We start from the raw sequence: 15,857 nt of genomic DNA, 5'->3' as shown, positions 1-15,857 counted from the left end.
CCACACGATACGCCCGCGCCCCCACCGCACGCGAGAGTCAGCAACGCGATCGAGTACAGGAGAAATGCCCCCTCAGCCGCGGCTGAGGGGGCATTTCTCCTGTACTCGATCGCGTTAGCGGGTCGGCTCGATCGCGTTAGCGGGTCAGCGGGTCAGGAGACGCCGAGGAGGTCGATCACGAAGATCAGGGTCTTGCCCGAGAGCGGGTGACCGCCGCCGACGGGGCCGTACGCCAGCGTGGGCGGAACGGTCAGCTTGCGGCGACCGCCGACCTTCATGCCCGGGATGCCGTCCTGCCAGCCCTTGATGAGGTTGTTGAGCGGGAAGTTGATGGACTGCCCGCGGCTCCACGACGAGTCGAACTCCTCGCCGGTCTCGTACTCCACGCCGAGGTAGTGGACATCGACCTTCGAACCGGCGGTCGCGACGTCGCCGGATCCCTCGACGATGTCGACGATCTCGAGCTGCTCGGGCGCCGGTCCCTCGGGGGCGTCGACTTCGGGCTTCTGGTTGGTGTTTTCTGACATGGCTCCATCCAACTCGGTCACGGCTGACGCGTCAAAGCGCGTTCGCTGAGCGCGTCACAGCGGCGGCGACCGCAAACTACCTCTTGCGCTCCTCGACGATGCGGGGCACCCTGGAGGTAGATCAACAGATCAACTCGTCGCCCGGGAGAGTCGCAGGCATCGCCGCACCACCGGGCGATGAGTCTGTTCAACGGGCGGGTCGCTGCCGGATCGCGCCGGTTTCGCCCCCGCATCGCTTCGGCCTGTGACAGGCTTTCAGACATGAGCAGTCCCGCGCCCGCCAGCCTCGTCAGCGGGGACGTGCGCACCCACAACCTCTCCCTGCTGCTGCGCCGGCTGATCGCCGACGGCCCGAGCGCACGGAGCGAGCTGGCGACCGCCACCGGCCTCGCGCGCGGATCGGTGACCGCTCTGGTCGGCCTGCTCACGGCATCCGGACTCGTGCGGGAAGCCGAGGTCGTCCCGAGCGAGGGGCTGGACGGCCGAAGACGCTGTTGAGCGTCACGGCCGATCGAATCGCCCTCGCCGCCGTGCAGATCGACGCCGACCAGGTGATCTTCCTCGCACACGATCTGGCGGGCGCCGAGCTGCTGCGCGCATCCGAACACCACGGCCGGCCCATGGGGAGACCGGATGCGGTGCTCGACGTCGCCGCCCGTGTGCTCGCCTCCGCGATGCAGACACTGAGCGTCGCGGGCCGCGAAGTGGCGGGTCTGACAGTCGTCGTGCTTGCGCCCGTGGTCGGCGAACCGCCGGTCGTGCTCGCCGACACCGACCTCGGCTGGGGACGCGTCGACGTTCTCGCCGGGCTGCGGGCGCGGTTGCCGAAGCTCCCGACGAACACGACCCTCAGTTCTGACGCCCCGGCCGCACTCGCCGAAGCGGACCTTCTCACCGGCGTGCGCGACGTGCTGTACCTGAAGAGCAACAGCGGCATCGGCGGCGCGATCATCGCGAACGGCACCCTCCTCCAGGGCGCGCACTCGTTCGCGGGCGCGATCGGGCATGTCGCCGTCGACCACGACGGCCTGCTCTGCGAGTGCGGCCAGCACGGCTGCCTCGTTACGGTGGCGGGTCCGGATGCGGTGCTCGCGCAAGCGGGACTGGACGACGTTCTCGAGCGCGAGGGTCTCACGCGAGCCCTGCAGGTTCTGGTCGAGCGGGTGCGTTCCGGCGACTCCGCGGCGGTTTCTGCGTTCGCGACCGCTGCAGAGTGGGTGGCGCGCACGATCGCGATCCTGAGGATGACGGTCGACCCCGAACTCGTCGTTCTCGGCGGATACTGGGCCGAGCTCGCAGACATCATCTCGGAGGCGGCGGAGCGGCGGATGCGGTTGGCACCGACCGATTCGGGCGTCGACTCCCCCGCCGTGGTCGCCGGACGCCTGGGCCCGGATGCCGCACTGCTCGGCGCGCTCTCCCTGCTGCGCGACGCCCTCCTCGCCGACCCGCTCGCCCTCGCCGACGCGCACTAGCGCGCGCCGCCGCATCCCGTCTCCGCGCCGTCGAGTTGCGGCAAATCGACCTTCGTGGCGCTCGGGAAGGTCGATTCAGCGCAACTCGACGCATCCCACATTGGTTCGGGGGTTGAATTATTCGAGAGAACCGGTGATACTCGATACCTAGCGACACTCGGTTTTTGTCGCCCGGCTCCCCGATGAGCCACAGCAAACTCAACGAAGAGGAGTGTTGTGTCCACTGTTCCCCCCGAGTTCGACGCCGTCGAACCCCTTGCCGCCACCGCGTCGGCCGCCTCCCCCGCCCCCACCCATCTCGGCGCCGCCGACCTCGGCACCGTCCCCGTATCCCCCTCCGCCACACGCCGACTGCTCCCCTCGCTCGCGATCACATCCCTCGTGCTCTTCGCGACATACTCCGGCCTCATCGCCGTGCTCCTGCCGCTGCAGGTCACCGCGATCGACCCGGCCAACAAGATCGGCAACCTCGCGATCGTGACCACCACATCCTTCGCCTTCGTGCTGTTCGCGCAGCCGATCGTCGGAGCGTTCAGCGACCGCACCCGCAGCAGGATGGGTCGACGGGCGCCCTGGATGATCATCGGCGCCGCGATCGGCGCAGTGCTGCTGGCCGGGCTCGGCACTCTGAGCTCGATCCTCTGGATCACAATCTTCTGGGTCGTCATCCAGGTCTCGCTGAACGCGATGCAGGGGCCGCTCACCGCGATCACGCCCGACCGGTTCCCGCGCAGCAAGCGCGGTGTCGCCTCCGCGATGGTCGGGATCGGCACCATGGCCGGCGGAACCATCGGCGTGATCGTGGCCGGGCAGTTCGCCGCGAACTTCGGCGTCGGGTACACGATCTTCGGCGTCACCGTGCTCGTGGTCACCCTCGCGTTCGTGCTCATCAACCGCGACTACTCCAGCAAGAACGCCGTGCACCCGCCGTTCAGCTGGAAGCAGTTCCTCGCCGGATTCTGGATCAACCCGCGTCAGAACCCCGACTTCGCGTGGGCGTTCGCGGCCCGGTTCCTGTTCATCCTCGGCTACTTCGTCACCTTCGGGTACCAGCTGTTCATCCTCACCGACTACATCAAGCTGAGCATCCCCGCCGCCACATCGGCGATCGCCCTGCTCAGCGTCGCCTCCCTGATCACGACGATCGTCTCCGTTTCCCTCGCGGGCTGGCTGAGCGACAAGCTCGGCCGTCGCAAGGTGTTCATCTACGTCGCCAGTGTGCTGATGATCCTGGGCCTTGCCGCGCCGCTCATCATGCCGAACCTCACCGGGATGCTCGTCATGAGCGCCATCAACGGGTTCGGGTTCGGCCTGTACATGGCTTGCGACACCGCGCTCATGACCGAGGTGCTGCCCGGTGGCGGGTCTGCGGCGGCGAAGGATCTGGGCATCCTGAACGTGGCGACGAACATCCCGCAGGCCCTCAGCCCGTCGATCGCTGCCCTGCTGATCGGTGCGCTCGGCGGATACCAGGCCCTCTTCATCTTCGGCATGATCGCCGTCGCGCTCGCGGCTTTCGCGCTCATCCCCATCAAGAGCGTTAGATAGGAGCAGAACCATGACAATCCCCAGCACAGACTCCCCCGAGGTCGTCACCGCAGCGGGCCGCGTGCGCGGCGTGCAGCGCGATGGATCGGCCGCGTTTCTCGGCATCCCGTTCGCCGAGGCGCCGGTCGGCGATCTGAGGTTCGCCGCCCCTGTCGCGCACTCGCCCTGGGAGGGCGTGCTCGATGCGACGGCGTACGGTGCGACGCCGCAGCGGGCCGCCCTGTCGGAGATCACGCTCATCCCGGAGCCGTCGATCGCCGGTGAGTCGACGCTCAACGTCAACGTGTTCACGCCGACAGTTCCGACGGCGGGCTCGACGGATGCGCTGCTCCCGGTTCTCGTCTACATCCACGGCGGCGGGTTCGTCGCCGGATCACCCGCGAGCCCCTGGTACGACGGCGCCGCATTCAACCGCGACGGGGTCGTGACGGTCTCCGTCTCGTACCGTCTCGGCTTCGACGGCTTCGGCTGGATTGAGGACGCTCCGCACAACCGCGCGATCCTCGACTGGATCCTCGCTCTCGAGTGGGTGCGCGACAACATCGCCGCGTTCGGCGGTGATCCCGCGCGAGTGACCATCGCCGGCCAGTCGGCGGGAGGCGGCGCCGTGCTGTCGTTGCTCGCGGTCCCGGCGGCGGCATCCCTCTTCAACCGCGCGATCTGCATCTCGGGTGCGACCAGCGACCTCCCGCTCGCCGACGCCGAAACCTTCGGACGCCAGCTCGCGGCGCTTGCCGGTGTCGCCCCGACCAGGGCCGGCCTCAGCACCCTCGACGAGAAGACCATCCTGGGGCTTCAGGATCGGGTGGCCTCCCCCATCGCGGAAGCCGACCCCGAGGGCGACCCGCTCGCACCACTGGTGCAGCTCGCTGCGGGCGGCCTCACCTGGGGACCCGTCGTCGACGGCGATGTGCTCCCCGAATCCGTGGCCGACGCCCTCGCCCGGGGCGTCGCCGCCGACAAGGAACTCGTTCTCGGCGCGACGGACGACGAGTTCAATATGGCGCTCGCCCCGCAGGCGGAGGTGCTCTCGGCGGTGCCCGCGGCAGCGATCCTCGGAAAGTTCGGACTGCCGGACGCGACCGTCGAGGCGTACGTGGCATCGCATCCTGAGCGCGGCACCGCCGACCTCATCGGGCAGTACATCACCGACCGGATGTTCCGGGTCACCGCCGTCACGCTCGCCACCGCCCGTGCACGGCAGGGCGCCCCGACCTGGCTGTACCGCTTCTCGTGGCCGTCACCCACGATCGGCGGAGCCTGCCACTGCCTCGACATGCCGTTCTTCTTCGACTGCCTCGATGCCGAGCGCGTGGAGAACATCGCCGGAGCGAACCCGCCCCAGGCGCTCGCCGATGACGTGCACGGCGCCGCCGTCGCGTTCATCACCGGCGGGAACCCCGGGTGGACGGCGTTCGACGAGGCAACCGGGAGCACGCGGGTCTTCGACGTGCCGTCGCATACCGACAACGACGGCTACGCCGACGTAGAGGTGCTGCTGACGGAGCCCGTCACGGCCTGACGTCCGGCGCCCAGCGCCGCCGTCTGCCACCCCGCGCGCCCGACCCTTTCAGCGGGCGCGCGGGGTTCTCGCGATCGGGCGAGCGTCAGCCGAAGACCTTGCCCGGGTTCAGGATGCCCATGGGGTCGAAGACCGACTTGAGCTTGACCTGGAGATCGTAGGAGTCGGGGCCGAGCTCGTCGGCCAGCCACCGTCGCTTGAGCACGCCGACCCCGTGCTCGCCGGTCAGGGTGCCGCCGAGCTCGATGGCCGTGCGGAAGAGGTCGCCGGCCGCATCCCAGACCTTGGGGGGAACATCCGTGCCCGAGAAGACGAAGTTCGGATGCAGGTTGCCGTCACCGGCGTGCGCGACGGTCGGGATCGGGATGCCGTAGCGCTCGCTGATGCTCTCGATCGCGGCGAACATCTCGGGCATCTTCGAGCGGGGCACCGAGACGTCCTCGATCAGCACTTCGCCGGTCGCCTCGAGAGCGGGGTGGAACGCTCGACGGATGGCCAGCAGTCGCTCGCCCTCCTCGGCATCGGCGGAGACGCGCACCGTGCCGCCCGCGTCGCGGATGACCTCGGCTGCGGCAGCAGCGTCGGCCGCCGAACTCAGTCCGTCGAACTGCACGAGCAGGTAGCTGCCGCCTCCCGTTGCACCGAACGCGTCCAGGATGGTCTGCTCGCCGAGGAACGCGGCGATCGCCGTGAGCGATGGCCCGTCGAGCAACTCCATGACAGCGGGACGGAGACGGGATGCGGTGACCGCGGCCGATGCGGACGCCGCGCTGCGCACATCCGGAAACAGTGCACCGATCGTCGTGGCCGTGCCGGGCGGCACCGGGAGCACGCGCACGGTCGCGCCGACGATGACGCCGAGCGTCCCCTCCGATCCGACGAACAGCGCGGTCAGGTCGAAGCCGGTGACCCCCTTGACCGTTCGGTGACCGGTCTTGATGAGCCGGCCGTCGGCGAGAACGACATCGAGGGCCAGCACGGCCTCGCGCGTCACGCCGTACTTCGCGCAGAGCAAGCCGCCGGCGTTGGTGGCGATGTTGCCGCCGACCGTGGAGATGGCCTTGCTCGCCGGATCCGGCGCGAACCAGAGGCCGAACGGCTCCAGCGCCGCGTTGAGGTCGGCGTTGATGACACCGGGCTCGACGACCGCGAGCTCGTCCTCCACCGAGATCTCCAGGATGCGGTTCATGCCGGCGACGCTGATCACGATCGCGCCGTCCGTACCGTTGGCGCCGCCTGCGAGACCTGTGCCCGCACCGCGCGGAACGACGGGCACTCGGAACTCGCTCGCGGCCAGCAGGGCCGCCTGCACGTGCGCGACCGTCGTGGCCTTGACCACGGCTAGAGGGCGGCCGTCGGCGATCCAGCCCGACTTGTCCGTGCGGGCGGCTTCGAGCTCCGCGTCGTCGACGGTCAGCACTCCGGCGGCCACGGCCTCGTCACCGAGGGCGGCTGCGAGCCACTCAAGAACATCCATGGCTTTCACCTTACGGAGGTCGTCGGCGTCCGGCCCAATCGGTGGGCATCCCGCCTCGCGCTCGGCCTGCGCTGAGCCTGCGCTCGGCTCTGCGGTGATGTCCGAATTCCGCTATCTCGGGTCGGTGGCCGGTGTCAGACTGAGGTCGTGGCACCAGAACAAGACAAGCTCGCAGACCCGATTTTCGCCGAACGCTACCGGGCGATGAGCGCTCGGGATGCGCGCTTCGACGGCCAGTTCATCACCGGCGTGCATTCGACCGGCATCTACTGTCGTCCGAGCTGCCCGGCTGTCTCACCCAAACCCACGAACGTCACCTTCTACCTCACGGCCGCCGCGGCGCATGAGGCCGGGCTGCGCGCCTGCAAGCGGTGTCTTCCGGATGCCGTGCCCGGCTCCCCCGAGTGGAACGTGCGCGATGACCTCGCCGCCCGGGCCATGCGTCTCATCGCCGACGGCACGGTCGAGCGCGAGGGCGTCCCCGGGCTCGCTCACCGACTCGGCTATACGCCGCGCCACCTCGGTCGTGTACTCCAAGCCGAACTCGGGGCGGGACCGCTGGCACTAGCCCGCACTCACCGCGCGCAGACCGCCCGGCTCCTCCTCGCCGGAACCGAGCTGTCGATCACCGATGTCGCGTTCGCGGCCGGGTTCACCAGCGTGCGCCAGTTCAACGAGACCATGGCCGACATCTATCGGACGACGCCGGGCGACATCCGCGCGGCTGCGAAAGGGCGGCCCGCGGTGCGCACCCATCCCGGCGAGTCGCGCGCCGCATCCCTCACCTTGCGGCTGCCCGCTCGGGCACCCTTCGACGGAACCCCGATCCTCGGTTTCCTCGCGGCGCGCGCGGTTGCTGGAGTCGAGCTCGCAGTCGACGGCACATACGCCCGCGTGCTCGCGCTCCCGCATGGCCCGGCCGTCGTGCGGCTGAGCCTCGGCGGCACGGATACGTCACCGCACGTCGTGTGTGACACCACACTCACCGACGTGGCCGACCTCGCTCCCCTGGTCGCGCGAATCCGTCGACTGCTCGATCTGGATGCGGACGCCCAAGCGATCGACGAAGCGCTCGCGTCGGATCCCGCGCTCGCGCCGAGCGTCGCCGCCGCGCCCGGCCGACGCGTTCCCGGTGCCGTCGACGCCGAGGAGATCCTGTTCCGCGCCCTGATCGGCCAGCAGATCTCGGTTCCCGCCGCTCGAACGGCGCTGGCCCGGGTGACGGATGCGCTCGGCGAGCCGGTCGACATCGGCGGCTTCACCCGGCTCTTCCCCACGGCGACGCAGATCGCCGAGCACGGACGCGATGTGCTGCGCGGTCCGGGAAAGCGCATCGACACGATCGTCGACACAGCGCGAGCGCTGGCCACCGGCGAGCTCGTGATCGATGTCGGCGAGTCGCGGGAGGAGCTCGAGGCGAGGCTGATGGCGCGCCCCGGGATCGGGCCGTGGACGGCGGGCTACGTCGCGATGCGCGTGCTCGGAAGCCCGGACATCCTGCTCACGAGCGACCTCGTGATCCGGCAGGGCGCCGCCAAACTCGGTCTGCCGAGCGACGCTCGGGCACTCGCCGGGTACGGCGCGAGGTGGGCACCGTGGCGCAGCTACGCCGGAATGCATCTCTGGCGGTCCTCCCAGGCGTAGGCTTTCTGTGAAGAAACCGTGGGATCGGTGAAGGAGGACGACGAGGCGTGCCCTCCATCACCGTAGTCATTCCCGCTTTGAACGACGCCGAGATGCTGGCGCGGTGTCTCGACGATCTGGCGGCCCAGTTGCGGCCGGCCGACGAGATCGTGGTCGTCGACAACGGCAGCACCGATGACACCGCTGCCGTGGCGCGTGCCGGGGGCGCCCGCGTGATCACCGAGACCACGCGGGGAATCTGGCCCGCGACCTCGGCGGGCTACGACGCAGCGACCGGCGACATCATCGCCCGCCTCGACGCCGACTCCCGGCCCCCGGTGGACTGGCTCCTGCACATCGAGGCGGAGTTCGTCGACTCCCCCGACATCAGCGTGCTCACCGGCCCGGGCATCTTCTACGACGGCAACACGATCATCGCCGGACTCGGCCAGACCCTCTACATCAGCGGCTACTTCTGGTCGATGGAGATCTGGCTCGGGCATCCGCCGATCTTCGGATCCAACTTCGCCATGCGCAGAGACGTCTGGGACAGGATGCGCGGCCGCGTGCACCGCGGACTGCGCGCGATCCACGACGACCTCGACCTCGCCATCCACCTCGACCCCGATCAGGTCGTCCGCTACGACGAGCGCCTCACTGTCGGCATCTCGGCGCGACCGTTCTCCACTTGGCGCGGCTTCGGTCGCCGGCTGGGCTGGGCTTACACGACGCTCAGGATGCACCTGCCGGAGGAGTCTCCGTGGCGCCGCCGCGCCGCTCGCCGCCGCTGGGAAGAGGAGCACGCCCAGGACCTGCCGGGCGCCGTCGCCTGACCGAGGTCAGTTGGCTCAGGTCAGCCGGCTCAGGTCAGCTGACGCGGCAGTAGGTCGTGAGGTAGCCGATCCCGCCGATCGACACTGTGACGGTCGACCGGTCGCGAAGGAAGACGGGCGGGGTGCGCGAGTATCCGGCGCCGCCCGGGCTGCCCGTGGAGATGAGCGTTCCGGGTTGCACGGTCGCCGAGCGCGAGAGGAACTCGATGATCTCCGCCACCGACCGCACCATGTCGGCTGTGGACGAGTCCTGCAGGATCGTTCCGTCCACGTTCGTCGTGAGCCACAGATCCTGAGGGTCGCTGATCTCGTCGGCCGTGACGACGACGGGGCCGTTGGGCGTGAATCCGTCGAACGACTTGCACCTCGACCACTGCGCCTCGGAGAACTGCAGGTCGCGCGCTGTGATGTCGTTGACCACCGTGTAACCCCAGACGTAGTCGAGGGCGTCGCGCACCGGCACATCCCGAGCCGGCTTGCCGATGATCACGCCGAGCTCGGCCTCGTAGTCGACCTGCGTGGTGAGGTCTTCGGGCCAGGTCGTGGTGCCCTCGTGGCCGGCAAGCGAGTTGGGCCAGAGGAGAAGACGGTCGCGGCCTTCTCCGTGCGCAGCTTGAGTTCTGAGGCGTGCGCCGCATAGTTGGCGCCGATCGCGATCACCTGCGGCGGTCGCAGCACGGCGGAGGCGTGTCGAAGGCCGCGCACGGGCGTGAGCGAGGTGTGCTGCGCGATCGCGTTGTCGACGACGGCACGCACGTGTGCGAGTCCTGCATCGCCGCGTTCGATGAGGTCCTGCAGATCGCGCGGGGCCTCGTCCATCACCTCGTCGAGGAAGAGGGCGCCATCGCCGATGATGGCTGCCAGACGCGGCGTCGGGTCTGATGTGGAACTGAGGTGCGAGAATCTCACCGGTCAAGGCTATCTGCCGCAGTCGGATGTTCGTGCATCGCGCGCTCGCGCGGGCGGTGACTGCAAACGTCGTGAGTGTCGGCTAGCGTGGTGCTGTGTCCATCGGTGAGAGGCGACCCGGAGTCGCCGGAGGCGACGACGACGCTGCGCGTCTGGATGCCGGGCTTCCCGACATCGACTGGTCGATCGCGCCCGTCGGTGCGCGATTCTCACGCTTCCCCGCGCCGAGCGGCGAGCTCGCCGTGGTCGAGTTGGGCGATCCGTCCGACCCGCGCGTCGTTCTGATTCCCGGCGTGACCGGGTCGAAAGAGGATTTCTACCTGCTCGCGCCCATTCTGGTCGCCGGCGGGTACTTCGTGCAGAGCTTCGATCTCGCGGGCCAATACGAATCGGCGGATGCCGGGCCGGTGGCGGGCGGCCACTACACGTACGAGCTGCTCGTCGGCGATGTCCTGGCGTTCCTGCGGTCGGGCGAGCCCGCCCACGTTCTGGGCTACTCGTTCGCGGGCGTGCTCTCCGAGCTCGCGCTGACCGAACATCCTGAACTCTTTCGCAGCCTCACGCTGCTGACGACCCCGCCCGAGCCCGGTCAGGCCTTCCGCGGTGTGCGCGTGATCGGCTGGCTGAGCTGGTTCCTGAACGGCCACCAGGGCGCCGGTCTCATGATCTGGGGCATCGTCACCAACAAGAACAAGGTTCCGGCGTCGCGTCTCGCCTTCGTGCGGTCGCGATTCTCGCTCACCCGGCGCTCGAGCGTCGACGACATCGTCGGGCTGATGAAGCGGGTTCCGGATGTGCGTGAGCGCGTCGCGCAGAGCACCGTCCCGATCCTCGTCGCCACCGGCAACCACGACCTCTGGCCGACGCACCTGCACGCGCAAAACGCGCAGGCGCTCCGCGCCACACTCGCGGTGTACACCACGGGCCACAGCCCGTGCGAGACAGCCCCGCACCAGCTCGCCCGAGACATGCTCGCCCTCTTCCACCGATCCGAGCGGGCCGAGGAGCGTCGCTGACGCCTAGTCGGGAACCGCCGCCACCGCGTCGATCTCGACGAGGGCTCCGGGTCGCGCAGGTGTCACGGCCAGCACGGTGACTGCCGTGCGACGGTTGCCCCAGACCGAGGCTGTCGCGGCATAGCCGTCGGAAGGGTCGATCCCTGCGGCGAGGTAGATCGTCAGCTTCGCGACGTACTCCGGTCCGCTCCCCGCCGCCGCAAGTACGGCGAGCAGATTGCGCAGCGCCTGCTCGGTCTGCGGCCCGAGGCCGTCGAGCAGTTCGCCCGAACTGTCCGTTCCGTTCTGGCCGCCGACGTAGAGCGTGCGCCCTGCAGGCAGGATCATTCCCTGCGCGAAGGCAGGACTGCGATACAACTCCGGCGGGTCGACCGGTGTGGCTTCACTGCTCATCATGAGTTCCCTTCCTCGGTTCCCCCGAGTCTCCCCCACCCCCCGACACCCACGCCTTCCACAGGCCGCGCGCATCGAGTGTGGAGTTTCTACCGTTTTCCCGGGCGTGTCCCGGTAGAAACTCCACACTCGGCGCGCGGGATGGGAAGGTGCGCAGAAGAAGGGCGGGCAGGGCGTGCCGGGGAACGTCAGCCGAGCCCGCCGCTCACTCGAGGTCGGTCGGGGTGACGACGGGGATCGCGCTCGTGATCGTCTCGATGCCGCTGAGGCGGGCCGGCGAGAGCAGTTTGGTGACCTCTTCGCGGCTCATCAGTTTGGCGTCGACGACCATGTCGGCCACATTGGCACCGGTGAGCAGAGCCGTCTTCGCGAGCGCGGCCGCAGCGGAGTAGCCGATGTGCGGCATGAGTGCCGTGATCACGCCCACCGACGAGCCGACCATCGCTCCGAGGCGTTCCTCGTTGGCGGTGATGCCGTCGACGCAGTTGACCCGGAGGGTGTGGAACGCCTGGGTCATCCAGGTGATGCTCTGCAGCAGCGAGTGGGCGATCACGGGCTCGAAGGCATTCAGCTGGAGCTGGCCGCCCTCCGCCGCCATCGTGACGGTGACGTCGGCGCCGGCCACCGAGAAGGCGACCTGGTTGACGACCTCGGGGATGACCGGGTTGACCTTGCCGGGCATGATGCTCGAACCCGCCTGGCGCGGCGGGAGGTTGATCTCGCCGAGGCCCGCCTGCGGGCCGCTCGAGAGCAGGCGCAGGTCGTTGCAGATCTTGGAGAGCTTGATGGCGCTGCGCTTCAGGGATCCGGAGAACGACATGAACGCACCGGCGTCGCTGGTCGACTCGATGAGGTCGGGCGCCGTCTCGAGGTTGAGGCCCGTGACCGCGTTCAAGTGACGCACCGCGGCCTCGGCGTAGCCGGGGTCGGCCGTGATCCCGGTGCCGATCGCGGTGGCGCCCAGGTTGATCTCAGCGAGCAGCCACTTTGTCTCGGTGAGGCGGGCGTGGTCTTCCGTGAGCGTGGTCGCGAAACCGTGGAACTCCTGGCCGAGCGTCATGGGGACCGCATCCTGAAGCTGCGTGCGGCCGACCTTGAGGACGTGGCGGAACTCAACGCCCTTCGCCGCGAACGAGTCGCGCAGCAGCGCGAGCTGGTCGAGCAGGTGCCCCAGAGCGAAGGTCAGAGCGATCTTGATGGCCGTCGGGTACGTATCGTTCGTGCTCTGGCTGCGGTTGACATCGTCGATCGGGCTGATGAACTGATAGTCGCCCTTGGCGTGGCCGTCGAGCTCGAGCGCCACGTTGGCGATCACTTCGTTCGCGTTCATGTTGGTCGAGGTGCCCGCACCGCCCTGCATGACGCCGACCACGAACTGGTCGTGGAACTTGCCGTCGATGATGAGCTGGCAGGCGCGGTCGATGAGGTCGGCCTTGTGCGCATCCAGAACACCGATCTCGAGGTTGGCGCGCGCGGCCGCCTGCTTCACACTCGCGAGGGCGACGATGAGATCCGGATACACGGAGATCGGCCGCTTGGCGATCTGGAAGTTCTCGAGCGCTCGGGAGGTGTGAACGCCCCAATATGCGTCGGCCGGAATATCTCGGGTGCCGAGCGAGTCGCTCTCGGTTCTGACGGGGCCGCCATCGGCGGTGGGCGGAGGAACGTCGGAGACGTTCTCACTGGCATCCACAACCGGGATCGGGCGGGTCTTGGGCTCTTCCATCGTTGAGCTGGGGGAAATCACGGTGGCTCCATTGCCTCTCGTTGTGCGGTGGCATCCTGCAGGTGTCGACTGGTTCGTGGCCGTCGACCCCTCTAGGTTACCGCCCTCCCCTGGTAGACACGGGAGGATTCCTGGTCAGCCGAGTTTGCGCAGCAGACCACGTGCGAACTTGTCCTTCGCCTCGGTGTACGGCGGGTAGATGAGCTTCATCGTGTCGGGTTTCAACGACTTCGTGAGCACGGCTTTCTCGTGGCTGAACGTACGCAGCGAATTCTCGCCGTGATACGCGCCGGAGCCGCTGTCGCCGACGCCGCCGAACGGCAGTCCGCCCACGGCGAGGTGGGCGGCCGGCACACCGAACCCGACCGCTCCCGAACTCGTCTCGGTCAGGATGCGCCTGCGAACGCGCGCGCTATCGCTGAACACGTAGAGCGCGAGTGGTTTGTCGCCACCGTTGATGACCGAGATCGCGTCGTCCAGCCCCGAGACTGTGACGATGGGGAGGATCGGCCCGAATATCTCCTCGCGCATGACCGGGGCGTCGCGCGGCACGTCCCTGAGCACGGTCGGGGCTAGGTAGTGGGATGCGCGATCGGCGGTCGCGCCGGTGACGGTGGTTCCCGCATCCAGAAGCCCACTGAGCCGGTCGAACTGGTGGTCGTTGACGATGCGGCCGTAGTCGGGACTCGTGGCGGGGTCGTCGCCGTAGAGCGCGCGCACCGCACGCTCGAGGGCGCCGGCGAGACGCTCGGCGACCGCAGCGGTCGCCAGGATGTAGTCCGGCGCGACGCACGTCTGGCCGGCGTTCATGAACTTGCCCCAGGCGATCCTTTGAGCCGCCGCGTCGACATCGACGCTGTCGTCGACGTAGACCGGCGACTTGCCGCCGAGCTCGAGGGTGACCGGGGTCAGGTTCTTCACGGCTGCGGCAGCGACGATCCGGCCGACGCGTCCGTTGCCCGTGTAGAAGATGTGGTCGAAGCGCTGTTCGAGCAGCTCGGTGGTCTCCTCGACCCCGCCCTCGACGACGGACACCGCCCGCGGGTCGAGGTATTCGGGGATGAGCCGAGCCATCACGGCCGACGTCGCCGGAGCGAGCTCGCTCGGCTTCACCAGCACGGCGTTCCCCGCGGCGAGAGCACCGACGACAGGGGCCAGCAGCAGCTGCACCGGGTAGTTCCACGGTGCGATCACGAGCACCACGCCGAGCGGTTCGCGGACGACGGATGCCCGGGCCGGCAGCAGAGCGCCCGGCACCGACACGCGCCGCGGCCTCAACCACCGGCGAAGGTGGCGCACGACGTGGTCGATCTCGCCGACGACGAACCCGAGCTCGGCGATCTGAGATTCCGTGGGGTTCTTGCCGAGGTCGGCGAGCAGCGCATCCTCGAACTCGGCGGAACGCTCGGTGAGCATCCTGCGCAGGGCCGCCAGCTGGGCGAACCGCCATGGGAGGGGCTTCGTGATGCCCGAATCGTAGGTGCGGCGGAGAGCTTCGACGGTCTGAGCCAGGGTCATTCCGCCATCCTAAGGCTGCGCGACCCTGCGATACTCCAGGTCCTTGATCGTGTGTCCGAGACGCTCGCCCCGGCGTTCGAACTTGGTGATCGGGCGGTCGTCGGGGCGCGCCACGAAGCCGCCGGGACCGGCCGCGTTGACCAGGCCGGGTGCGGCATCCAGAACCACGATCATGTGGTCGGCGTAGTGCTCCCAGTCGGTGGCGAGCCGCAGTACACCGGTGGGCTTCAGCACCCGCACGAGCAGCTCGGCGAAAGCCGGCTGCACGATCCGTCGCCGGTGGTGCCGCAGCTTGGGCCACGGGTCGGGAAAGAAGATCAGGATCTCGTCGATGCTTTCGGGGGCAGGCTCTCCTCGAGCACTTCGACCGCATCGTGACGGATCACCCGCAGATTCGTGAGGCCCCGGATGCTCGCCTCGTTGAGCACGCGCCCGATCCCGGAGCCGTGCACCTCGATGCCGACGAAGTCGCGCTCCGGATGCCGGGCCGCAAGTGTCAGCAGGTTCTCACCATCGCCGAAGCCGATCTCCACGACGCGCTCAGCGCGCCGCCCGAAGACCTCGTCGAGGTTCAGCGGGACATCGCCCAGGTCGATCCCGTACACCGGCCAGAGCTTGTCGATCGCGCGCTGCTGCGCCTCGGTTCGGCGTCCACGGGTGACGAAACTACGGGGTCGGGTCTGGTTCTCCACACCCTATTTTCCCCCATCGCCCACGCATCCCGAGCCAGAACGAAAGGAGGGGTCGCGACACGCCGCTCCGCGAAGCCCACGGACGGCGTGTTGCGACCCCTCATCCCAGCGCTCCGGGCCGGCCCGGAAGCCGTCGGGACGGGGAAGCGGTGGGAGGTACCTGCTACAGCCAGGTAAGCGGGAGGAAGGCGAGGCCGATGCCGGCGCCGACGATGGTAGCGAAGGCGATGAACGCGGCACCCGCCAGCATGACGGCGTTGAGCACGATGCCCCAGATGGCCATCGTCCTGCCTGCCGGCTCCTGCTTGAGCGCCAGGATGCCGACGACGAGTCCTGCGATCGGGGCGACGAAGGTCCAGCTGAAGACGATGGAAGCGAGCCCGAGCACGAGGCTCGTGATGCTGAGCGTCCTCGCCGGCTGGGCGATCGGCCCGGTGGGCGCCGCGTACGCGGTGGAGGCTGTCTGGGGGCCTGCGAAGTTGGTCATGATGGTGGTTCTCCTCGGTTGATCTGGTACTACCGAGTCAACCGGGAGCGCGTGCAGGCCACCATCGGGATATCCCCCGATTCAGCTCAGGGAAACCCCCGGAATCCCCCG

The 15,857-nt window shown here is 68.7% G+C and carries 13 protein-coding genes and 2 pseudogenes; 7 read left to right on the top strand and 8 right to left on the bottom strand.

Features of this window, described 5'->3' with window-relative positions:
• Window positions 1-152: 152 nt before the first annotated feature.
• Window positions 153-527, bottom strand: a complete 375-nt coding sequence (locus ACQ86A_RS08900; protein WP_431280173.1) for an FKBP-type peptidyl-prolyl cis-trans isomerase — start codon at window positions 525-527, stop codon at window positions 153-155.
• A gap of 261 nt (window positions 528-788) precedes the next feature.
• On the opposite strand from ACQ86A_RS08900, the gene ACQ86A_RS08895 reads away from it, so the two are divergent.
• The 4 genes from ACQ86A_RS08895 to ACQ86A_RS08880 all read left to right on the top strand — a co-directional run bounded on the left by ACQ86A_RS08895 (window position 789) and on the right by ACQ86A_RS08880 (window position 5,072).
• Window positions 789-1,025: a hypothetical protein gene (locus ACQ86A_RS08895; RefSeq protein ID WP_431280172.1), complete on the top strand. Its 237-nt coding sequence runs from the start codon at window positions 789-791 to the stop codon at window positions 1,023-1,025.
• Window positions 1,022-2,002: an ROK family protein gene (locus ACQ86A_RS08890; RefSeq protein ID WP_431280171.1), complete on the top strand. Its 981-nt coding sequence runs from the start codon at window positions 1,022-1,024 to the stop codon at window positions 2,000-2,002. Before ACQ86A_RS08895 ends, ACQ86A_RS08890 begins: the two co-directional genes overlap by 4 nt.
• 216 nt (window positions 2,003-2,218) lie before the next feature.
• Window positions 2,219-3,550, top strand: coding sequence for an MFS transporter (locus ACQ86A_RS08885; protein ID WP_431280170.1), 1,332 nt, complete (start codon window positions 2,219-2,221; stop codon window positions 3,548-3,550).
• A 10-nt stretch (window positions 3,551-3,560) separates the two neighbouring features.
• Window positions 3,561-5,072 carry a carboxylesterase/lipase family protein gene (locus tag ACQ86A_RS08880; protein WP_431280169.1) on the top strand — a complete coding sequence of 504 codons (1,512 nt, stop codon included), beginning with the start codon at window positions 3,561-3,563 and terminating at the stop codon, window positions 5,070-5,072.
• Window positions 5,073-5,157: 85 nt separating this feature from the next.
• On the opposite strand, the gene ACQ86A_RS08875 is transcribed toward ACQ86A_RS08880, so the two are convergent.
• Window positions 5,158-6,549, bottom strand: a complete 1,392-nt coding sequence (locus tag ACQ86A_RS08875) for an FAD-binding oxidoreductase (RefSeq protein ID WP_431280168.1) — start codon at window positions 6,547-6,549, stop codon at window positions 5,158-5,160.
• Between the two features lie 147 nt (window positions 6,550-6,696).
• Between ACQ86A_RS08875 and ACQ86A_RS08870 the strand changes: the two genes are divergently transcribed.
• Window positions 6,697-8,193, top strand: a complete 1,497-nt coding sequence (locus ACQ86A_RS08870; RefSeq protein ID WP_431280167.1) for an AlkA N-terminal domain-containing protein — start codon at window positions 6,697-6,699, stop codon at window positions 8,191-8,193.
• A 47-nt stretch (window positions 8,194-8,240) separates the two neighbouring features.
• Complete coding sequence (locus tag ACQ86A_RS08865; RefSeq protein ID WP_431280166.1) at window positions 8,241-9,005, top strand: glycosyltransferase family 2 protein; 765 nt, start codon at window positions 8,241-8,243, stop codon at window positions 9,003-9,005.
• A gap of 34 nt (window positions 9,006-9,039) precedes the next feature.
• Here ACQ86A_RS08865 and ACQ86A_RS08860 read toward each other — a convergent pair.
• Window positions 9,040-9,914, bottom strand: a pseudogene (locus tag ACQ86A_RS08860) (fumarylacetoacetate hydrolase family protein).
• Window positions 9,915-10,009: 95 nt separating this feature from the next.
• Between ACQ86A_RS08860 and ACQ86A_RS08855 the strand changes: the two are divergent.
• Window positions 10,010-10,930, top strand: coding sequence for an alpha/beta fold hydrolase (locus tag ACQ86A_RS08855; protein ID WP_431280165.1), 921 nt, complete (start codon window positions 10,010-10,012; stop codon window positions 10,928-10,930).
• Between the two features lie 3 nt (window positions 10,931-10,933).
• On the opposite strand, the gene ACQ86A_RS08850 is transcribed toward ACQ86A_RS08855, so the two are convergent.
• The 5 genes and pseudogenes from ACQ86A_RS08850 to ACQ86A_RS08830 all read right to left on the bottom strand — a co-directional run bounded on the left by ACQ86A_RS08850 (window position 10,934) and on the right by ACQ86A_RS08830 (window position 15,746).
• Window positions 10,934-11,326: a RidA family protein gene (locus ACQ86A_RS08850; protein WP_431280164.1), complete on the bottom strand. Its 393-nt coding sequence runs from the start codon at window positions 11,324-11,326 to the stop codon at window positions 10,934-10,936.
• 202 nt (window positions 11,327-11,528) lie between these two features.
• Window positions 11,529-13,049, bottom strand: a complete 1,521-nt coding sequence (locus ACQ86A_RS08845) for an aspartate ammonia-lyase (RefSeq protein ID WP_431280163.1) — start codon at window positions 13,047-13,049, stop codon at window positions 11,529-11,531.
• A 135-nt stretch (window positions 13,050-13,184) separates the two neighbouring features.
• Window positions 13,185-14,567, bottom strand: coding sequence for an aldehyde dehydrogenase family protein (locus ACQ86A_RS08840; protein ID WP_431280162.1), 1,383 nt, complete (start codon window positions 14,565-14,567; stop codon window positions 13,185-13,187).
• 9 nt (window positions 14,568-14,576) lie between these two features.
• Window positions 14,577-15,100, bottom strand: a pseudogene (gene trmB / locus ACQ86A_RS08835) (tRNA (guanosine(46)-N7)-methyltransferase TrmB).
• Between the two features lie 322 nt (window positions 15,101-15,422).
• Window positions 15,423-15,746: a DUF4190 domain-containing protein gene (locus tag ACQ86A_RS08830; RefSeq protein WP_431280161.1), complete on the bottom strand. Its 324-nt coding sequence runs from the start codon at window positions 15,744-15,746 to the stop codon at window positions 15,423-15,425.
• Between the last annotated feature and the right edge of the window lie 111 nt (window positions 15,747-15,857).

The organism is Leifsonia poae, assembly GCF_050632195.1.
In the GTDB taxonomy this organism is placed as follows: domain Bacteria; phylum Actinomycetota; class Actinomycetes; order Actinomycetales; family Microbacteriaceae; genus Leifsonia; species Leifsonia poae_C.
This window is presented reverse-complemented; position numbering and strand designations above follow the sequence as displayed.

Excerpts from the sequence above, each read along its gene's own strand:
- ACQ86A_RS08850 (WP_431280164.1), bottom strand. The coding sequence starts at position 11,326 with ATGATGAGCAGTGAAGCCACACCGGTCGACCCGCCGGAGTTGTATCGC.
- ACQ86A_RS08845 (WP_431280163.1), bottom strand. The coding sequence starts at position 13,049 with ATGGAAGAGCCCAAGACCCGCCCGATCCCGGTTGTGGATGCCAGTGAG.
- ACQ86A_RS08875 (WP_431280168.1), bottom strand. The coding sequence starts at position 6,549 with ATGGATGTTCTTGAGTGGCTCGCAGCCGCCCTCGGTGACGAGGCCGTG.
- ACQ86A_RS08830 (WP_431280161.1), bottom strand. The coding sequence starts at position 15,746 with ATGACCAACTTCGCAGGCCCCCAGACAGCCTCCACCGCGTACGCGGCG.
- ACQ86A_RS08895 (WP_431280172.1), top strand. The coding sequence starts at position 789 with ATGAGCAGTCCCGCGCCCGCCAGCCTCGTCAGCGGGGACGTGCGCACC.
- ACQ86A_RS08840 (WP_431280162.1), bottom strand. The coding sequence starts at position 14,567 with ATGACCCTGGCTCAGACCGTCGAAGCTCTCCGCCGCACCTACGATTCG.
- ACQ86A_RS08880 (WP_431280169.1), top strand. The coding sequence starts at position 3,561 with ATGACAATCCCCAGCACAGACTCCCCCGAGGTCGTCACCGCAGCGGGC.
- ACQ86A_RS08900 (WP_431280173.1), bottom strand. The coding sequence starts at position 527 with ATGTCAGAAAACACCAACCAGAAGCCCGAAGTCGACGCCCCCGAGGGA.